Source organism: Streptomyces sp. NPDC001406, assembly GCF_042895285.1.
Classification (GTDB): domain Bacteria; phylum Actinomycetota; class Actinomycetes; order Streptomycetales; family Streptomycetaceae; genus Streptomyces.
Map to the genome: position 1 here is coordinate 17095 of NZ_JBIAWG010000016.1, position 17673 is coordinate 34767.

Annotated in this window: 16 protein-coding genes and 1 pseudogene; 12 read left to right on the forward strand and 5 right to left on the reverse strand. The window is 67.1% G+C overall.

Annotated elements, in window-relative coordinates; translation table 11 throughout:
- Positions 1-12: 12 nt before the first annotated feature.
- From ACFY1J_RS33745 to ACFY1J_RS33780, 8 genes are all read left to right on the forward strand, one after another.
- Positions 13-525 carry a hypothetical protein gene (locus ACFY1J_RS33745; protein WP_390712428.1) on the forward strand — a complete coding sequence of 171 codons (513 nt, stop codon included), beginning with the start codon at positions 13-15 and terminating at the stop codon, positions 523-525.
- Complete coding sequence (locus tag ACFY1J_RS33750; RefSeq protein WP_390732525.1) at positions 525-2117, forward strand: WXG100 family type VII secretion target; 1593 nt, start codon at positions 525-527, stop codon at positions 2115-2117. Before ACFY1J_RS33745 ends, ACFY1J_RS33750 begins: the two co-directional genes overlap by 1 nt.
- 32 nt (positions 2118-2149) lie before the next feature.
- Positions 2150-3544 (forward strand): type VII secretion-associated serine protease mycosin, encoded by a 1395-nt coding sequence (gene mycP, locus ACFY1J_RS33755; protein WP_390712426.1) that lies wholly within the window; start codon positions 2150-2152, stop codon positions 3542-3544.
- Between the two features lie 51 nt (positions 3545-3595).
- Positions 3596-4012: a hypothetical protein gene (locus ACFY1J_RS33760; RefSeq protein WP_390712425.1), complete on the forward strand. Its 417-nt coding sequence runs from the start codon at positions 3596-3598 to the stop codon at positions 4010-4012.
- A 20-nt stretch (positions 4013-4032) separates the two neighbouring features.
- The gene (locus ACFY1J_RS33765) at positions 4033-6300 is read left to right on the forward strand and encodes a hypothetical protein (protein ID WP_390712424.1); all 2268 of its coding nucleotides are present in this window, start codon (positions 4033-4035) and stop codon (positions 6298-6300) included.
- Positions 6297-6929: a hypothetical protein gene (locus tag ACFY1J_RS33770; RefSeq protein WP_390712423.1), complete on the forward strand. Its 633-nt coding sequence runs from the start codon at positions 6297-6299 to the stop codon at positions 6927-6929. Before ACFY1J_RS33765 ends, ACFY1J_RS33770 begins: the two co-directional genes overlap by 4 nt.
- Before the next feature lie 74 nt (positions 6930-7003).
- Positions 7004-7594, forward strand: coding sequence for a hypothetical protein (locus ACFY1J_RS33775; protein ID WP_390712422.1), 591 nt, complete (start codon positions 7004-7006; stop codon positions 7592-7594).
- Between the two features lie 91 nt (positions 7595-7685).
- The gene (locus ACFY1J_RS33780) at positions 7686-8756 is read left to right on the forward strand and encodes a hypothetical protein (RefSeq protein WP_390732526.1); all 1071 of its coding nucleotides are present in this window, start codon (positions 7686-7688) and stop codon (positions 8754-8756) included.
- Between the two features lie 82 nt (positions 8757-8838).
- Here the strand turns inward: ACFY1J_RS33780 and ACFY1J_RS33785 are convergent, their stop codons facing one another.
- Both ACFY1J_RS33785 and ACFY1J_RS33790 read right to left on the reverse strand, forming a co-directional pair.
- Positions 8839-9150 (reverse strand): WXG100 family type VII secretion target, encoded by a 312-nt coding sequence (locus tag ACFY1J_RS33785; protein ID WP_390712420.1) that lies wholly within the window; start codon positions 9148-9150, stop codon positions 8839-8841.
- A gap of 34 nt (positions 9151-9184) precedes the next feature.
- Positions 9185-9523 carry a WXG100 family type VII secretion target gene (locus ACFY1J_RS33790; protein WP_390712419.1) on the reverse strand — a complete coding sequence of 113 codons (339 nt, stop codon included), beginning with the start codon at positions 9521-9523 and terminating at the stop codon, positions 9185-9187.
- A 285-nt stretch (positions 9524-9808) separates the two neighbouring features.
- Between ACFY1J_RS33790 and ACFY1J_RS33795 the strand changes: the two genes are divergently transcribed.
- The gene (locus ACFY1J_RS33795; protein ID WP_390712418.1) at positions 9809-10105 is read left to right on the forward strand and encodes a DUF397 domain-containing protein; all 297 of its coding nucleotides are present in this window, start codon (positions 9809-9811) and stop codon (positions 10103-10105) included.
- Positions 10106-10170: 65 nt separating this feature from the next.
- On the opposite strand, the gene ACFY1J_RS33800 is transcribed toward ACFY1J_RS33795, so the two are convergent.
- From ACFY1J_RS33800 to eccB, 3 genes are read right to left on the reverse strand one after another with little or no spacing between them, the layout of a single operon-like run.
- Positions 10171-11673 (reverse strand): PQQ-binding-like beta-propeller repeat protein, encoded by a 1503-nt coding sequence (locus ACFY1J_RS33800; RefSeq protein ID WP_390712417.1) that lies wholly within the window; start codon positions 11671-11673, stop codon positions 10171-10173.
- Positions 11670-12911, reverse strand: a complete 1242-nt coding sequence (mycP, locus tag ACFY1J_RS33805; protein WP_390712416.1) for a type VII secretion-associated serine protease mycosin — start codon at positions 12909-12911, stop codon at positions 11670-11672. Before mycP (ACFY1J_RS33805) ends, ACFY1J_RS33800 begins: the two co-directional genes overlap by 4 nt.
- Before the next feature lie 14 nt (positions 12912-12925).
- A complete protein-coding gene (gene eccB / locus ACFY1J_RS33810; RefSeq protein WP_390732527.1) occupies positions 12926-14449 on the reverse strand; it encodes a type VII secretion protein EccB in 1524 nt (507 codons plus the stop codon).
- A gap of 186 nt (positions 14450-14635) precedes the next feature.
- Between eccB and eccE the strand changes: the two genes are divergently transcribed.
- The 3 genes and pseudogenes from eccE to ACFY1J_RS33825 form a co-directional block, all read left to right on the forward strand.
- Positions 14636-15973: a type VII secretion protein EccE gene (gene eccE, locus ACFY1J_RS33815; protein ID WP_390732528.1), complete on the forward strand. Its 1338-nt coding sequence runs from the start codon at positions 14636-14638 to the stop codon at positions 15971-15973.
- Positions 15970-16758: a hypothetical protein gene (locus ACFY1J_RS33820; protein WP_390732529.1), complete on the forward strand. Its 789-nt coding sequence runs from the start codon at positions 15970-15972 to the stop codon at positions 16756-16758. The genes eccE and ACFY1J_RS33820 overlap by 4 nt, the downstream gene beginning before the upstream one ends.
- Before the next feature lie 316 nt (positions 16759-17074).
- Positions 17075-17155 (forward strand): annotated as a pseudogene (locus ACFY1J_RS33825) (SCO5717 family growth-regulating ATPase); the annotation flags it as partial.
- Between the last annotated feature and the right edge of the window lie 518 nt (positions 17156-17673).

Genomic DNA, 17673 nt, shown 5'->3' on the forward strand with positions numbered 1-17673 from the left:
GAGGCAGCTGAAGTGAGTTCGAACGGGGGCGGCGGGTCGGGCGGTGCCCACGACGCGCCGGACACGGGCAAGTCCTTCGACAGCCTGGCCGGAGTGAACCCGCAGATGGCGCTGGACATTCAGCACAGCGCCATGAAGAACTTCAAGAAGCGCGTCGACGAGCTCCTGATCGAGCTCGACAAGTCGGAGGCGGCCCCGGGCAAGGTCGGCCAGGACCGCCTGTCCCGCGCCCAGCTGGGCTCCTCCGACTTCAAGGAAGCACAGTTCCTCTACGACTCGTACACCCTCGTCCACGACGAGTTGGAGAACCTCTCCAAGGCGCTCGGCGCGCAGATCGAGGGGATGGGACTGGCGGTGCACGCGTCGCGGGTGGGTTACGCGAACCTGGACGACGACATCCGGACGCGGATGAAGGAGGTCAACGCGGAGGCGGAGAAGTACTACGTGGTTGACCGGGATCCGTACGTGGAGCAGCCGGACACCTCGACCACGTCCGGTTCCGAGGGCACCAAGGAGAAGTGGTGATGGGCGAGCAGCCGAACAGGCGGGAACCGCAGCCGGCCCGCACCGACTTCGAGTCGATGACGCACGAGCAGCTCGCCGCCCTGATCGACTCGGCAAGCTCGTCGGGCGCGTCACACCTGACCGGCAAGTTGGCCAAGGCCGCCTCGACGATCACCAAGATCGGCGACGACCTCATGAAGCACGTCAAGGGCCTCGAGTGGCAGGGCGAAGGCGGCGACGCGTTCCGGGACTGGGGCGGGCAGACGGCAAGCGCCACGCTGCGCCTGGGGCAGTACGCCGAGGTGGCGTCCCGCTGGATGGGCACGGTGTCGCAGGCCATCGCCGAGGCGAAGGCGGCCATGCCGGACGTCTCCGAGACGACGCGGGCCAAGACGGATCTCGCCGATGCCCACGCCACGATCGCAGCGGCCAAGCAGCCCGGCGCCCACAACGATCCCGACGCGCGGAAACTGGCCCAGACGGCCAAGACCGACGCCACGGCGGCACAGGGACGGATCGAGGCAGCTCGGGCTGAGGCGGCTCAGCAGATGCGGAAGCTTGCGCAGACGTACGAGTACTCTGCGCAACAGGTGAACAGTGTGACTCCGCCTACGTTTTCGCCGCCGGCAGGGCGGGCGGGGTCGGATCGTTGGTGGTACGGCGGCGGCAAAGAGCACATGTCGGCGAGCGACACGTCTCTGGAGGGCGGCACGTCGTCGTCCATGGCCCATGGTTCAGGGATGGCTGCCACGGGGTCCGGTGGCCGTGGCGTCGCTGCTTCCCACACCATCCCCGAGCAGACCACATCGCACGTCGCCACGCCGCGCATTCACGCCTCGGAGCCCGCGTCCCTCGGCCTTGACGGGGTGGACACGCTCCCGCGGACCCCAACTCCGAGCACGACGGTTCCTCCCACGCCTCATACAGCCGTCCCCCACCAGGACCTGCCGGTGACCGGCCAGCCGACCACCGTGCCACCTGTCTTCGGCAGCGGCAACCGTGTACCCGGCCCGGCCTCCACGCCGCGGCTTCCATCGCCCTCCCAGCTTCCGCAGACAACCGCATCCGGTGGTACCGCGAACGGGCGAACACCGCGTGTCCCGCGAGAGACCGGTATCACCGGAGGCCGACCTGTCACGTCGGGCCCGGCCCGGCCGCAAAACGGCATCCCGCGTGGAACGGTCATCGGTAAGGAAGGCATCCAGGGCCGGACAGGCATGACACGCGGGGTCCCCACGGGGACCGGGACCCCTGGCGAAGGTCCGGGCTCCGCCAAGGGCCTGGCCGGCGGCCGTCGCCTTGCGTCGGAGACGGGCGGCGTCGTCGGCAATCGGCCGGTGCAGCAGGTCCGCGGCGGTGGACGTCCCTTCACACCAGGAGGCTCGGGTCTCGTCCGCCCGGCATCCAATGCGGCCGAAGGAGCGCACGGTGCGGCGACCGGCCGCGCAGGAACAACGACCTCCTCTGGCCGTACGGGGACGGTGGCGAACGCGGCGCAGCCCTCGGGCTCGCGTAAGGACCAACAGCATGGTCAGCGCCCGGACTACCTCGCCGAGGACGAGGAGACCTGGGTGCGCGGCGACCGTCGGCCCCTCCCCCCAGTCGTCGGCTGAGCCCGGGCCACCCCTTGCCACCAGGAAGGCATATGCGTACCAACAGCAAACAAAGGACACGGCTCTGGTCGGCGGTGTCGGCCGCTCTCGGCCTGTTGCTCGTCGGCATCGGTGCCACTCCTGCCCATGCGGACTCCGTCCGCGCACAGCAGTGGCATCTGGATGCCATGCACGCCACCGAGATGTGGAAGAGAAGCACGGGGCGTGGCATCACCGTGGCCCTCATCGATTCGGGAGTCGACGGCTCTCTCACGGACCTCAAAGGGCAGGTCCTGGACGGCAAGGACTACTCCAGCCAGCGCGGCGACGAACACACCGACATCGACGCCCATGGCACGGACATGGCCGCGCTCATCGCCGCGACGGGTGCGCGCGGGGCACTGAACGGTTCATACGGTCTCGCACCCGGCGCCAAGATCCTTCCTATCCGAATGCGCTACGCCACGGAGGACTTCGGGCAGGTAGACGCGGGGGCCGAGTTCTCCAGGGTGTTGTCGCAGGCCATCCGGTACGCCGCGGATTCCAGGGCCCAGATCATCAACATCTCCATGGGTGCCAACAACTCTCCCGGCCGGACGAACGTGAGCACTCCCCAGCTCGCGGCTGCCGTCAAGTACGCGCTGGCCAATGGAAAGCTGATCTTTGCCGGTGTCGGTAACAGTGGAGACAAGTCCAATCTGCCGGCGTACCCGGCCGCCACACCCGGCGTAGTCGGCGTCGGGGCCGCGGACGAGAACGCCAAGGTGGCTCCGTTTTCCCAAACGGGGATTCAGGTCGACTTGGTGGCACCGGGCGTGGACATGGTTCACGCCTGTCTCGGTGGAAGCGAGATCTGCAAGTCCAAGGGAACCAGTGACGCAACCGCCATCGCCTCCGCGTCGGCGGCCCTCATCTGGGCCAAGCACCCCAACTGGACCAACAACCAGGTCCTCCGCGTCATGCTGAACACGGCCAGCAAGCCCTCGGGCGGCGAGAAGCGGAGCGACTTCGTCGGCTACGGCGGCGTGCGGCCCCGTGTCGCACTGGAGAATCCGGGCGATCCGGGTCCCGCCGGCGAATATCCGCTCCCCGACCTGGCCGCAGCGGGATCCAAGTCACCGTCTCCCGAGGCATCCCGGTCCGCTGGATCCGCGGGTGACAACGAGACCGACGACAAGCCCGCAGCCGCACAGTCGAAAGACGACGGGAACACAACCCTCTGGATCGGCCTGGGAGCCGGAGCAGCCGCGCTCCTCGGCACAGCCATCGCGATCCCCGCGATCCGCGCACGCCGCCGACGCTCCACTCAGCGGTCGGCCGTCCCGACGCTCCCACCCGGGTACCCTCCGAACGCTCCCCAGCAGCAGTACCCGTCCTTCGGCCCATCCCAAGGCCACGTCACTGGCACACCAACCGATAGAGCACCCCACCCAGGACAACAGCCCTGAGCGAGCGTGCATGCAATCGATCAGTCGGCAGTGACAACCGAAAGGACCACCATGTCATTCGATGAGATGTGGGGCCAGGCTCGCACCAGTGCCGTGGCTCGTCAGCACAGCAGTATGGAGCTGAACCAGCTGCCGGCGGATCCTGGCGGTGATTCCTCGGGGAAGAAACTCGTGACAGACTCCGGATTCCTGAGGCACCGGGCAACCAATGCGGATACGGTCCGCGATGACTTCACGAAGGCAGACAACTCGGCTGCCAAGGAAACCGATCAAGTTGGCCCCAGCTTGAAGGGGTTCAAATCAGGACCGGCATTCTCCACGTTCATGACCAGGTGGCGCGGACAGATGAAGTACGTAGAGAGCCTGCTGAAGAACGACATCGCAGGCGCATTGCGCTCCAGCGCGAATGACTACGCAGCACGTGAACAAAAAGAAAAAGCCCGCCACGGTCACGAGAAGCTCAAGTAGTACCACCGAACGGGGAAAACATGCTGGACTATCAGACACTCCTTCATGCAGATTTCAGTGAGTTGAATGAAGCTGTGACCAAGTGGCGCAAGCTTCCAGAAGAATTCAAGAAGGTTCACAAACAGTACGAAAACACTGTCGAAAAGGACCTTGAGGGATCTGACTGGAAGGGCAAAGCCGCCACCGCCGCTCTCGAAAAGGCCAAGGTCGTCGGAAATCAGATCAGTGCGGCGGCGGACGAAGCCGATGACGTGTACAAGCTGTTGGACAACGCTCGTGAAATCTTCACCAGCTCCCAATCCAAGCTGAAGAGTCTGAAGCACGACATCGAGTCCGACAAGTATCTCTCGATCAAGCCTGACGGCGAGGTCTATTTTGACCCGCCAGAGGATACCCCCACCGAAAACATTGCGGCACTTAACAAAGGGTACCAGGAAACGCTGCAGGCTTATCGGAGTAGCATCCGTTCGGTCATCGATACCGCTCAGGAAGCAGACGACACCCTTTCCTGGGCTCTGAGTCAGGACTACAACGGCCGCGGAAAGGGATTCAACTCGAATACCTATCACAGCATTGCCGATGCCAAGAAGGGTCGCGAGCAGGCCGACAAGGACCTGAAGGAACTTGAGAAGCTGACGGGCGACAAGAGCAAACTGGCACTGGCCGGGGCTGACGACTCTTTGGATCCCGCCACGCTTCGTCGCATTAATACACTCATGGCTCGACATGAAGGCGACCCATACTTCGCAGAGAAGTTCGCAACCCACTTGGGTGGTAAGGGCACGCTGGAACTCTGGACCCGGATTGCTGACCGAGTGCAGACCGGTGGCGACCAGAGCAAAGCGTCTGCGGCCATTCAGAAATCGCTGAGCGTCACCTTGGCGACCGCTTCACACTCCGATAGCAAAGCCATGGAGCGCTGGAAGCATGACGTCATTGCCATGGGAGGCAAGCAGGTCGACTACCTGGACATGGAGAGGGGGACAGTACAGAAGGGACCCTACGGGTTCCAGGTAATGAGTAGCCTGATGCGCTACGGGGACTACGATCGTAATTTCCTGGATGACTACGGCCAGAAACTCATCGGTTTCGAGAAGTCACACAAGGACGAGAAACCCAACGACCTATGGCGAGCGGATGGGGACCCTTCGCCTTTCTTGAACTTCGGCTCAGGCAACGATCAGGGGGTCGATCCCATGGCCGGATACATGGAGGCTCTGGGGCACAACTCTGATGCCGCCAAGGATCTATTCTATTCAAAGGACTGGGACAACCACAACAAACTCGACCCTGACCTGGACTACCTCCTGAACAAGCGCGAATGGCCGAATGGTAACCCTCTGGCCGAGAACAGCAGGGGCTACGGATACGACGAATTTGGCCATGCGCTCGAAGCCGCCACACTCGGCGTTCCTTACGACTCCTCAGACGGATTGCTGCAGCGCGACAATCGCACTGCAAACATCATGGAACAGGTCGCATTCACCGTTTCTGGCGACATGGGCTTTGTGGACGATAAACCGGGAATTGGCGACAGCCTTGCTCGAATGGGGGCAGGGTATATGGACGATCTCAACTGGTCCGCCATTGACGAAGGCGGACGCGGCGACATTTTGGGCCGCAATGACCTTTACCACCACCAGGGCGAAGGACACATCAACCTCAAACAGTCAACAGCGAGCAATTTCCTCTATAACGTCGGCCAGCACGACAGCGGCTACAAGATCCTTTCGTCTGCTGAACAAGCATTCACCTTCAGCGCCCTGCAGGCGCATGGCGACTCACCAGAGGACGCACGCAAGATCCTCAACAATGGGGGATATGTGCACGGCATCCTGGATGAGTCCCGAATCTCCTATCTCGACAAGCAGTACGGAGACGCGACAGACAAGATCAATGACAAGCTCGCGGAATCGGCCGAGTGGAAGAAGTTCGGAATCAGCCAAGGCATTGGTGTAGCAACGGGGCTTGTACTTCTCCCAGTAGGGGGGCCAGCTGTTTCTGCCGCCGCGGCATTTGTCGTCCCCACTCTGGTCGAAGGAGCAGCTGGAGCTGCAGAAACGCAGTGGGGGATCGATATCGACGCGGAAACCAAGGAGAAAGAGGCTGATCTCTCCAACAAGAATCGCATGACCGAGATCCGCTTCAATGAACTCGGGAAACTTCGAGCGTCGACGCCGGCACTTCTCTACATGAAGGAACATCCCGGTGACTACACGGAAAGCGTCCTGAACGCATACGATCGCGGAGCAAATACTACAGATCGCACAGACGGAGGTCGTCGGTGAGGCGCTACCAAATTGCCATCCTTCCTGCAGCGCTCATCGTGATTGCCTGCGCAGGATGCGGAGACGACAAACCACCTCATGGATCCGCCGCACTCAAAGAGGCATGCGGTGCTGTTCTGGACTCCACAACCATCAAGGAAGCCCAGAGGAGCGAGAACTTCAGTCGCCTGTACGATGCTACGGCCTCGGCTGATTCACACTCATCTGCCGCGAAGACTCTACTCACTAAGGATCACGCCGCTTACGTATGTCAGATTGCCCTCGACGATGACCCGACGCCTGGCTCTGCCGGCCTGTCGATCAAATTCACGCCGGGCCAAGGCAGATTGTTCTCAGAAGAGCAGAAGTACAGCATGACCTCGTACAAGGCTTACAAGCTGGGTTCAGGTATGCAGGCGACCACCGAAGCGGGTAGTGCCGACGTATATTTCCCGTGCAAGTTGGAGGATGAGGATACTCCGCTTTACGTGACGGGCAACATCTACAACGACCTGGATCTCTCCGTTCAATCGCGATTCAGGGTCCTCTTCCGCTCCTCCTTGAAGATGGCGAAGCTCCTCAAATGTGAGAACAAGATCAGCTTTCCGTCGACGGAATCGATGAAACCTCTCCCCCTCGACAAGGGCTGACGTCTTCCATACTTCGCCAAGCACTTGGCCAGTGTGGCCGCAGTTGTCGTCCTCTTTGGGTTGGTGTACTTCCGGTGACCGGGATAGTTGTCCTCTTCTTCGTACTCGCGGCTGTGCTCATGGCGGTTGGGCTCGCCGATCAACGCAAGCTCTACTGGCGCTTCGCCGCCTGGCGATTTCGGAATCCGGAGGCCAATGAGCCGTCGGATGCCGCCTTTGCCTGGCAGCGTGGGGTGTTGTTCGTCGGGGCCGCGGTGATGGTGTTCCAAGGGTGCAGCGCGATGGACGACGCCGACAAGAGTTCTTGGAGTAGGGAGGAGCTGCGGCAGGCGGTTACCCAAGCCGCCTCCTCGATTGAGGATGAGCCTCAGGTCAGTGAGCCCTCCGCGGACTACTCCACGCTGATCGAGGACGCGGTCACCGATGCCGGCAAGGGGCTGGGGCCCAGTTACGCGGTGAGCGTCGAAGCCACCGATTCCGACCCCGAGTCGAAAGCCGGGGACTATGTCGTGACCGCCGACGGCGCCGGTGCCGCCTTCTGCATGAGCATCACCCGGACCCTGTCCGACGACGGTGGGTTCAGCGTGCCCGGCGTCGATGATCAGTCGGGGACTTACGTCCCGGCGTACGACCTGAAGGCCAGTGTGAGTGAGGGACGCTGCTGATTGGCGCAGGCCCGTCGGACCCAGCCACCCCGCCGTCTGCTCCGTCGGCCCGAACGCAGCGGAGATGGCGGACAGGAAGCAGTAAAGGTTGATGAACAGCATCAAGATACGACGCTCACACATCTGGGTCGTCGTCGCCCTCGCAGTCCTCTTTGGCGGTGGCTACGCCTGGTACTGGAACTTCGCGCCCAGCGCCCGGGTCGGCAGGGCGTGTGATGGGATGTTGCCGGTCGACGACACGCTGGCGATGAGCGGGAAGCACGCGCGTCTGGGTGGGCAGGCCGGTCTGAAGGTGTCCACCTGGCACTACGATCCGTCGTCCGACGTGAGCGAACGGACGGGGCTGTCGGTGGCCTGCCAGGTCAACGGCGTCGAGGTGCACGTCGAGCCGTCCGCCGGGAGTTTCAGTCCCTTCGGCAGTTACACCTTTCAGCAGGGCAACGATGTGTTGCCGGTCCCCCTCGGCGACGGCTGGTCGGGGTTCCTGGTCGCCGGCCACGAGGACGGCCTCGGCGTGTCGGTCCTGCTGAACTGCACGAACTGGGAGCCGAGTCGGGGTAGCGGCATCCTGGTCACCGCCGACGCCGACAACGACAGCGACAGCGCCTCGGCCAGGGCCCGGATTGCTCGTATCGCCACGCTGACGGCGAAGAAGGCGGCTGAGAAGACCGACTGCGACGCGGAGCCGGGAAGCAGAATCTCCCGGGTCGATCCCCAGTCGACGACCGCCCGCAAGAGCGCTGACCGAGCCACCGGCACCTGCGCAGGTACGCGCTCGCGATCGAGCGTGCGGGAAACGGCGGCGCGCTCGGCGCCGGTCGAGTACTGCCTGCTCGGGGACGAGCTGCGGCTGTGGGCTTCGTACGGGCCGTTCACCAATAGCGCCGAGACCCGGTACGACGGCCCGTACGGCGGTTACGACAAGCCCTCGGGGCTCAGGCCCGGCACCGCATGGGGAACCGCGACGTGCGCGGGAGCGCAGGGCATGGGGCTCTATACGGTGGCCCCCGTCGAGGGCTCCGACCGTCGCTTCGATTCCCGGCCACTCACGACGCGGGAGTGGCAGGACCTGCGGCAGTTCGCCCAGCGCTCCGCCGCACGCCATCACTGCTCGTCGCCCGTCCTGCCCCGGGCCACCGCTGTTCCCGCGTCCGGTACCTGACCACCAGTCGGATCAGCAGGATCAGCCACCGAGGGGAGGCGGTATGGCGCCGCCTCCCCTTTCGTTCGTCCGGGATCAGCGATCAGCCCATCAGCATCCGGAACCGCGCCGCGTTTCCCTTGTCCGTGTCCTGGTAGCCGATGACCGAGTCGTCGAGCAGCTGGGCGATGCGGGCCAGCTTCTGGCACATCTGGTCCATCTGGGCGTTGCTGTCCCGCTGGATCTCGCCGTAGGCGGTCTTCGCCTCGCCCTCCCAGGTCTCGGCCACGGCCTTGACCCGGCGCATGAGGCCCTCGAGCTGCTCGGACAGGTTCTTGGCCGTGCTGCGGACGTCGCTGGCGGCCTGGGTGACCGTGTCGTAGTTGACTGCTGTGCGATCGGCGTTGTAGCTCATGATTCGTATCTCCGTCGTGGATGCGGCGTCGGGCTCAGGCGAGGTTCGTGATGCTGCTCTTGACCTCGTAGGAGTTGTCCACCTTCCGAATGTCGGAGATGCGCTCCTGCTCCTGGTCGGTGAAGCCGCCGACGCTTGCCCGCATCGCTTCTTCGAGGTCGACGAGATCGTCCTGGAGCTTCTTGAGGTGCCTGTTCACACCTTGCTGAACGGTGTCGAACTCCTTGCCCGCCGCGCCCTTCCAGCCGGCCTGGATCATGTCCACGACGCGGTTGAGCGAGGTGACCCGCTCACTCACCTGGTGGTGGAAGTCGCGGATGTCGTTCGCCAGACCTGTGAGCGCGTGCGCGCTGAGGTCAACGCCTGAAGCCATGCGTTCTTGCCCTCCTGGTTGAAGCGATGGTGACCTTCACCACCGCGACGGGTCCGCCTGGACTCATGTCCCAGCTCTCCTGGCGGGCAAGACCTGCTGCGTTCTCCACGCGACGCGTGGCCGCAACGTCGCGCCGCCCCCGTGCGGTACCACATGCGTGATACCCGCAGCCACTCTAGTCAGTTGACGTTGCGCTTCCAACTGCAAAGGGGAGACAGGGGAGTTCCGGCGGCCAGTAGTGTGGCCTGGCACAGCGTTCGTACGGCGGGAAGGGGTCGCTGCGTCATGGCGGAGACGGCTGAGGAGATCAAGGCACGCAAGGAGCGCGAGCGCGACGAGCTGTACGCCCTCGACATCTCCGGTGTGGAGTGGCACTGCGCTCCGGGCACGGAGGAGCACGAGGAGCGGGTCGAGATCGCCTACCTTCCCGAGGGTGCCGTGGCGATGCGGTCCTCGCTCGACCCGGGGACCGTACTGCGGTACACGGAGGCGGAATGGCGAGCCTTCGTACTGGGCGCGCGGGACGGGGAGTTCGATCTGGAGCCCGGGACCCACAACGGAGGCCTCACAGGCGCGGAGTGATTGAGCGACCAGGGGCGGTACGCGTGCGCGTGCCGCCCCTGGTCTCGCGGTGACGACCGTCCGCGTCAGTGCTTCAGCCCGGCGCTGCCCACCCCGAGAACCGACAACACCGGATACGTGGGATGGTCGTCGTCGCGGACCAGCTCACGTCTCGCGAAGAAGATCCGGCCCTGCTCATAGACGATCTCCGTCTTCTCCGGATCGCTGAGTTCGTACTCGTCGTCCTCCGGAAGCTGGAACAGGAGGTACGGGGTCTCCTTGTCGGTGCGAGGGTTCCACGTCACCACGGCCGCAGGCTGGACGGAGTCCATGCTGCGGCGGTAGATGAGCAGGTCGTTTCCGCTCATGCGCAGGGGGACGACCATCTGGAAGGGGCGGCCCTCGAATTTGCGCGCCGAGTGGCCGTTCTCGATGTCGAAGGCCACGATCCAGTCGGAGGGCTGTTTGATGTCGGTCTCCTCCTTGCTCATCACAAAGATCTGGTGGCGCCCCACAACCATGCCGTCGCAGTTGTCCGCCACGCCGAAGAACGGCGAGAAGTAGTACCGCTTGCCGCACTTGGGGTCGTAGCCGCTCATCGAGATGGTGGCGAGGCGCTTGCCGTTCTCGGAGTCGAGCGTGATCAGGTCCGTGACCTCGTTGTCGCCCGCCTCGACAGCGAGGACGGGCGGGTCGGAGGAGGGCAGGTAGACGTCCGAGACGCCGTTCGCGACCTTGTAGCTCCACTCTGTCTTGCCGGTGCGCGCGTTCAGCTTCTCCACGCGGTAGGTGGCGTCCGTGGACTCCCCGCAGGAAACGAGCACCAGCAGCGCGCGGCCGCCGGCGAAACCCTTGTCCTCGCACTGGGACAGGGTCGTGCTGTCCCAGAGCTGCTTGCCGCTCTTCGTGTCGTACGCCACCGAGCCCCGGCCCCATGCGACGGCCACGACGCCCTTCGTCAGGGTGAGGTCGGTGTTGCTGACGTAGGCGAAGTCGGCCGCGGGCATCTTCTTGCGCCACAGCTTCTTGCCGGTGTTCAGGTCGAAGAAGACCACCTCGTCACAGACGCCCTTGGTGGCGGATTTCGTGGCCTTCGCCGGCTGGACGACGACCGCGGTACGGCCGTCCGCCGTGACGTGCCGGCTGGTGGCGCAGATGTGGCCGTCCAGGTTAAGCGTCCATGCCTTCTCGTCGTACGTGGGCTCGATCTTGTAGCCCTCGATGCGGTTGGCGACGCCCCGCGCGAGAATCTTGCCGGTGGCCCAGGTGCCGGGCGCGTACCGCGGGTTGGCCTCGGTGTTCTTGGAGAGCTTCTCCTCGTCGTGCTGGATCACGATCTGGCCCTCGGGCGAGCGGGGGGCCTTCTCGGCACTCTCCCGGATCTCGTCCGGGGCCTGTCGGACCGCCACCGGGTCGGTCTTGGCCTTGGCCTTGTCAGCGGACTGGGACCAGAGCAGACCGGCGCCCAGACAGAGGACCGCGGTGACAGCGGCGGTCGTTCCCAGGACGCGTCTGCGCCGTCTCGTGCGTGTCTTGTCCGCCGCCAGCGCGGACTCGGTGTAGAGGGACGGGGGCGGGCCGAAGCTCACGCTGACAGGTCCTTTCGGTGGCGGCGACGTATGTCGCGTGTGACTACGGCCGTGCCGGTGATGATCGCCACGAGGACCACGGTGATACCGAGGGCGTAGGTGGCGTACCGCTGGTTGCGTTCCTCCGGTGTCTCGGCCAAGGAGAACCGTGCCACGTCCGGGGCGGGGGCCTTGGACGGGCCGGGGTCGGGCACCGGGGAGGACGCCCCGTCGGCGGTGTCGGACTCCTGGACGGCGCGGACGGGGTCGACGACGCCCCAGCCGACGTAGTTGTCATGGCCGTTGATGGAGCGCTCCGCCGTCTGTTCGATCTGGGTGACGATCTGGGCGGTGCTCCACTCCGGATGCTTCTCCTTGAGCAGGGCCGCGACGCCGGCGACGAACGGGGCCGAGAAGCTCGTGCCGTTGTCCGTGCACTGGCCGCCGCCCGGGACGGTGGAGACGATGTCCACGCCGGGGGCCGCCACGCCCACGAAGGTGCCGGCCTGGGAGAAGGTGGCGCGTTCGTTGTTGCGGTCGGAGGAGGCCACGGCCAGGACACCCTTGAAGGCGGCCGGGTAGGTGTTCTTGGCCTTGCCGTCCAGGCCGTCGTTGCCCGCGGAGGCGACCACGACGACCTTCGCGTCGATCGCCTTGCGTACCGCTTCCGCGAGTCTGGAGGTGGCCGACAGGGGCTTCGTCGTGTCCTGGGAGATGTTGATCACGTCGGCGCCCTGGGTGACGGCGTAGGTGATGGCCTGCGCCATCGTGTCCGAGTCGCCGCTGTTGTCGGCGTCGTTCTGCCGGATGGGGATGATGGTGGCGTTCGGTGCCAGACCGACGAAGCCCGTGCCCGAGCGGGGCCGGGCCGCGATGATGCCGGCGACCTTGGTGCCGTGACCGACCTCGTCGTTCGTCGGGTCGGCGCCCTTTCCCTTGGTGAGGTAGTCGCGGCCGGCCGCCGTGTCGACGGCCGGGGTGAGCTGCTTGTTCTTGTCGTCGACGCCCGTGTCGATGACCGCCACCCGGATGCCCTTGCCCTTGTCGGTGCCCTGCCAGAGCTGGTCGAGCAGGACCCGTTGCAGGGACCAGGGAGTGCCCTTGATCTGGTGGGCGGGGAAGGTGCATTCGCCGCTGCCGTCCAGTGCGTCCAGCCGTGCGGGTGCGGGCGGGGCCGCGCCGAGTGTGGTCAGGAGTACGGCCGCGGCCAGCAGAGTTGCCTTCATCGGCGACACCGGTAGGTCGCTCCTGTTCGTCATGTCCGTTACGGGGGTCACGAACCCTGCGGCTGCCGGGCGCTGTTGGTGTCGAGGCGCGGTCCCTTGGCGAGGAACTCCGACCAGGCGAAGGGGACCTTGGCGGGCCTGACGTTCTCGTAGCCGAGCTTGACCCGGGCCTCGCTCGGTTCGGGGCTGCCGTCCGAGGTCTTCTTGCCGTCGGAGCCGATGTCCGACCTGTGGCTGTCGCTGTCCCCGTTGGACTGGACGGCGTACCGCAGTCCCGTGTCGGTGACGAGGAAGAGGGCTCCGGCGCCGGTCTCGGTGCCCTGGATCTGTGTGTAGAGCAGACCGGTTCCGGGTGTGACGTAGGTGCTGGTGCCGTCGGCGGTGATCTCGGCGGGGTAGTCGGTGCCCGCCCAGGTGCTGAGCGTCGCCGTGTTGTCGTTGTCCACGTCGCGCAGCACGCTGCACACCGTGTCGCGGCCCGAGGTGGTGGCGGCCGAGTTGACCTGCCGGGTCCGCTGGGTGGGCCACTTCGCGGGCTGGCCGGCGAAGGCCTCGGTGTCGGCGGTGAAGTCCTGCAGGTCCACGGTGCGGGCCTCGCCGTTCATGTTCAGCGGGGCCGTCTGGGGCGAGGCGATCAGCAGCCTGGCGGTGAACTCGCTGATCGGCTGCGCCTTGCCGGGCAGGACGACGAAGTGCTTGGTGCCCTCGCCGGTCTCCGTGCTGAGGACCATGCCGACCTTGTTGTCGTCCGCCGAGAGCTGGCCCGGGACGTGCGCGGCCGTACCGACGCCGGAGGGGAGCCGGGGGAAGCCGATGGGGGCGCCCTGGTGGAGGGTCCCGAGCCATTTCTTCGTGACGAGCTGCGGCTTGCGGGAACCGACGAGGGCGGTCGTGAGCGTGTCGGACTCGGTGCCGGTGACGGCGTACGACGTTCCCCCCGCGTCGACCAGATAGCGGTCGCCGGTGCGGGTCTTGACGTAGAGCACGTCGCCGCCGGACAGACGACGGGAGCCGTCCGTCTTCGCCGTGTCCCGCTGGGCGAGGACGAATGTCGCCTCCTGCACGGTGTCGCCCTTGCCGCCGGGCTGCTCGCACACGGCCCAGCGCTTGGCCTTCCCGGCCTCGTCGGCCGAGGGCAGGCGGTCCGGGGCGTAGGGGATGCCCAGGATCGGGCCGCGCGGCAGCTTGCCGGAGTCGAGGATGTCGTCGCTGACCTGGATGACCTGGTAGCCGGCGTCGTTCATCAGCAGGCGGGCGGAGGCCAGGTTCAGGACGGGGTGCAGGCGCGTGGTCCCGCCCGTCTTGAGGACGACGTAACGGGTCGTCGACTGTTTGCCGACGATCACACGGGTGCCGGGCTCGTCCCAGCCGGAGGGCGCGGAGGGCTGGAACATGCCCCAGGCCCCGAACGCGGCGAGTGTCAGCGCGCCGGCGACCAGGCTCGGTACGACCGCGCGCAGCGGCTTGGGCGCGCCTTCTTCCGAACCGGACGGTGACGGCTGGAGGAAGGCCGCGAGCGTGCGCCTCTTCGCGAACGTATAGGCGTTGAGTTCATCCCGCCGTGATGCCATGAATGCCTGTTTCTCCCCGTTGTCGCACCCGCGGGTGAGCGTCCCCGCCCTGCGATGTCAGACCAGCCCCCTACTATGCATGGTGTCCGCATGGACTGGTGGAGCGGGTAGGGTACCGGGGCCTTCTGGAGGCCCAAGTGTGAGTGCCGTTCCAGTGAGTTGTGAGCAAAACGGGGGGATGGAGTGATGGCTTCCGCTACTCGGGCGCGGTCGCGCGGCCAGGCGCGGGCCCAAGGTTCCCGGGCGCGGGGCCCGGAGCCCGCGGGGCGGTCGGCGGCGCCGGAGCCACGACCGCAGGGTCTGGGGACGCCGCATCTCAGGACACGCCCGGGTGGGGGCAGTTCGTTTCGGCTGCAACGGCTTGTCCTGCTGGAGTTGGCGGCCGCCGTGCTGGTCGTCGGCTGGGCGATCGGCCCCGTCGCGCTGGTGCCCACGGCGCTCGTCGCCGTCGCGCTCGTGCTCCTCGCCCTGGTCCGCCGTCGGGGCCGTGCCCTGCCCGAATGGCTCGCCACCGCAAGGGAATTGAAGGCCCGGCAGCGGCGTGCCGCGAGCACGCCGATACCGCCGGGCACGGAGCCCGCGCTGGTGCCCGCCGTGGAGTGCGAGCCGGGCCTGCGGACTTACGCCTACGGAGTACGGGACAGACGTCCCGTCGGCATCGTCGGGGACGGGACGTTCGTCACCGCCGTGCTCCAGGTGGAGGCCGACGCGACCGCGCTGCGGGCCGAGCGGAGCCGGCGGCCGCTGCCGCTCGGGCTGGTGCGGGACGCGCTCGAAGTGGACGGGATCCGGCTGGAGTCGGCGCAGATCGTGCTGCACACGCAGCCCGCGCCGGCGCTGCACCTGCCGCAGCAGTCCGTGGCCGTCGCCAACTACTTGCCGCTGCAGGAGCAGACCGGCGCTCCGGCGGTGCGCATCACCTGGATCGCGCTGAAGCTCGATCCCGAGCTGTGCGCGGAGGCCGTCGCCGCGCGCGGGGGCGGGCTGCTCGGGGCGCAGAAGTGTGTCGTGCGGACGGCCGACCACCTCGCGAGCCGGCTGACGGGGGCCGGATTCCGGGCGACCGTGCTCGACGAGGAGGAGCTGGTCGCCGCCCTCGCCACGTCGGCCTGTGCCAATCCCCTGGTGACGGCCGACGCCGGGCGCACCGGGGCCAGGGAGCGGCGGACGCAGGAGTCCGGCCGGAGCTGGCGCTGCGACAACCGCAGACACACGACGTACTGGATCCGCCGGTGGCCCCAACTGGGCGGCGGCAGAGAGGCGTCGCTGCCCCAGCTCGTCGCCCAGGTCACGGCCGTACCCGCGCTGGCCACCACCTTCAGCCTCACCCTCGCGCGCGGTGAGCGTCAGGAGGTGTCGCTGTGCGGGCACCTACGGGTGACCGGACGCAGTGATGACGAACTGGTCGCGGCCCGGCGCGCGTTGGAGGGTGCGGCACGACAGGCGGGTGCGGGACTCGCCCGGCTCGACCGGGAGCAACTGCCCGGAGTGCTGGCCACGTTGCCCCTGGGAGGTGCGCGGTGACGACCCCGGTGACTCAGCGGACCGGTGCGCCGCAAGCGGCTCCGGAGGGCGGCTCGGCCTCCGGAGGCCGGCGGCTGGGTGAGCGGCTGCGCAACGGCTTCGGCCTGATCGGCCCCCGGCACGGGCGGCACGCGTTGTCCGCGCAGTTGCTGGACGCGCTTGCGCTGCCGATAGGTGACGACGGGGTGGTCGCCGGGGTGGACACGGAGGGGCAGCCCGCCGTGCTGGGGCTCAACCGGCCCACGCCGTACGACGTCGTGCTGATCGGCGGGCTGTGGACGGCTCAGGTGCTCGCGCTGCGCGCCGCCGCGACGGGGGCGCGGGTGGCCGTGGAAACGGGACGGCCGCAGGCCTGGACGCAGATGGTGCACGCCATGGGCGGCGGCCAGAACGGCCTCGCCGTGTACGACGTGGGACGCGTCCCGCCCCAGGGCGCGTCCGCCGGTACCCCCGTCCTGGTGGTACGGGACTGCGGCATGCGGCCTCCGCGGGGGCGGGTCGCGTCCGGTCCCTGGCAGTCGGTGGTGACGCTGCTGCCGTACCTCAGCCCGGTCGCGCCCCGGCTGCTGAAGCAGGCGCGGCTCGCCGGCATCCAGCGGGTCTCCCCGGACGAGGCCGCGCAACTGGGGCGCACCATGGGGCTGTCCCGGACCGAGGTCGAATCCCTGCCCGCGCTCCCCGACGGCGTCACGCTGTGGTGCACCGACCGGGACCGGCAGTACGTGATGACGCAGCCCACCGAGGCCGAGATCGGGCTGTTGGGTACGCCACGGCGGATGGACTGACCGGATGGCCTGAACTGGCCAGTCTTGCCCGTTATGTTCGCCAATTGTTCGCCAATAGGAAGGCTGCGTACGGCTCTTCCGGGCAAGGTGTGCGGTGATGGGCGGGTGCTGACAGGTGGACGGGCCTGCCGAGGTGGGGCGTGCGGTGATTAGGCTGGGACCGGGCGCGATGCCAGAACCCGTGGACCGGGCGTCGGCGGCCCCGGGGGAGAGCCGGTGGATCGGACTGCCTCGAACGACTTCGGACGACTGAGAACGACACGAACATGGTCGGCCCGGCACGGCATGAGGGTGCTCGACCACACCAGGAGGAACTGTGAGCAGCGATCGGGACGGGATCCGCGGGGGCTGGGCCACACCCGGCGATGACCAGCCCGACGCCGAGTCCGCCATCGAGACGACGGGCGAGTTCACCATCGACTACGCACCGCCCGCCTGGTACACGCAGAACGCGTCGCCCGGGGCGTCGGGAGCCTCGGGGGATTCGGGGAGTTCGGACGCGGGTGCGGGTGCCGGCGGGGCCTCCGGGGCGCCGGCCCGGCCCACGGGGGCGGCCGGGCCGGGGGGTTCACCGTTCCCGGCGGGCGCTCCGCTTCCGGGGCTGACCCCTCCCCCGCACGCGACTCAGGCGGCCGGGGCTCCGGCACCCGGTGCGCCGTTCACTCCGCCTCCGCCCGCGCCCGCACCTGGTGCGCCGTTCACTCCGCCCGCTCCGCCCGCTCCGGCGGCCCCTGCGCCCGGGGCGCCTTTCACGCCGCCGGCTCCTCCGGCTTCGGGTCCCGGCGCGCCGTTCACGCCGCAGGGCGGGAGCCCCGTCGCCGTGCCCAGGCTGCCGGTGGGGAGCGGGTTCGAGCCGCAGCGGCCGCAGGCGGAGTCACCGGCGCAGCGGCCCGCGGAGCCCGTGTCGCCGACGGC

What these genes read in the sequence shown, in the direction of transcription:
- ACFY1J_RS33750 (WP_390732525.1), top strand. Translation starts at nt 525, where the DNA reads ATGGGCGAGCAGCCGAACAGGCGGGAACCGCAGCCGGCCCGCACCGAC.
- mycP (WP_390712426.1), top strand. Translation starts at nt 2,150, where the DNA reads ATGCGTACCAACAGCAAACAAAGGACACGGCTCTGGTCGGCGGTGTCG.
- ACFY1J_RS33760 (WP_390712425.1), top strand. Translation starts at nt 3,596, where the DNA reads ATGTCATTCGATGAGATGTGGGGCCAGGCTCGCACCAGTGCCGTGGCT.
- ACFY1J_RS33765 (WP_390712424.1), top strand. Translation starts at nt 4,033, where the DNA reads ATGCTGGACTATCAGACACTCCTTCATGCAGATTTCAGTGAGTTGAAT.
- ACFY1J_RS33780 (WP_390732526.1), top strand. Translation starts at nt 7,686, where the DNA reads ATGAACAGCATCAAGATACGACGCTCACACATCTGGGTCGTCGTCGCC.
- ACFY1J_RS33785 (WP_390712420.1), bottom strand. Translation starts at nt 9,150, where the DNA reads ATGAGCTACAACGCCGATCGCACAGCAGTCAACTACGACACGGTCACC.
- ACFY1J_RS33790 (WP_390712419.1), bottom strand. Translation starts at nt 9,523, where the DNA reads ATGGCTTCAGGCGTTGACCTCAGCGCGCACGCGCTCACAGGTCTGGCG.
- ACFY1J_RS33795 (WP_390712418.1), top strand. Translation starts at nt 9,809, where the DNA reads ATGGCGGAGACGGCTGAGGAGATCAAGGCACGCAAGGAGCGCGAGCGC.
- mycP (WP_390712416.1), bottom strand. Translation starts at nt 12,911, where the DNA reads ATGACGAACAGGAGCGACCTACCGGTGTCGCCGATGAAGGCAACTCTG.
- eccB (WP_390732527.1), bottom strand. Translation starts at nt 14,449, where the DNA reads ATGGCATCACGGCGGGATGAACTCAACGCCTATACGTTCGCGAAGAGG.
- eccE (WP_390732528.1), top strand. Translation starts at nt 14,636, where the DNA reads ATGGCTTCCGCTACTCGGGCGCGGTCGCGCGGCCAGGCGCGGGCCCAA.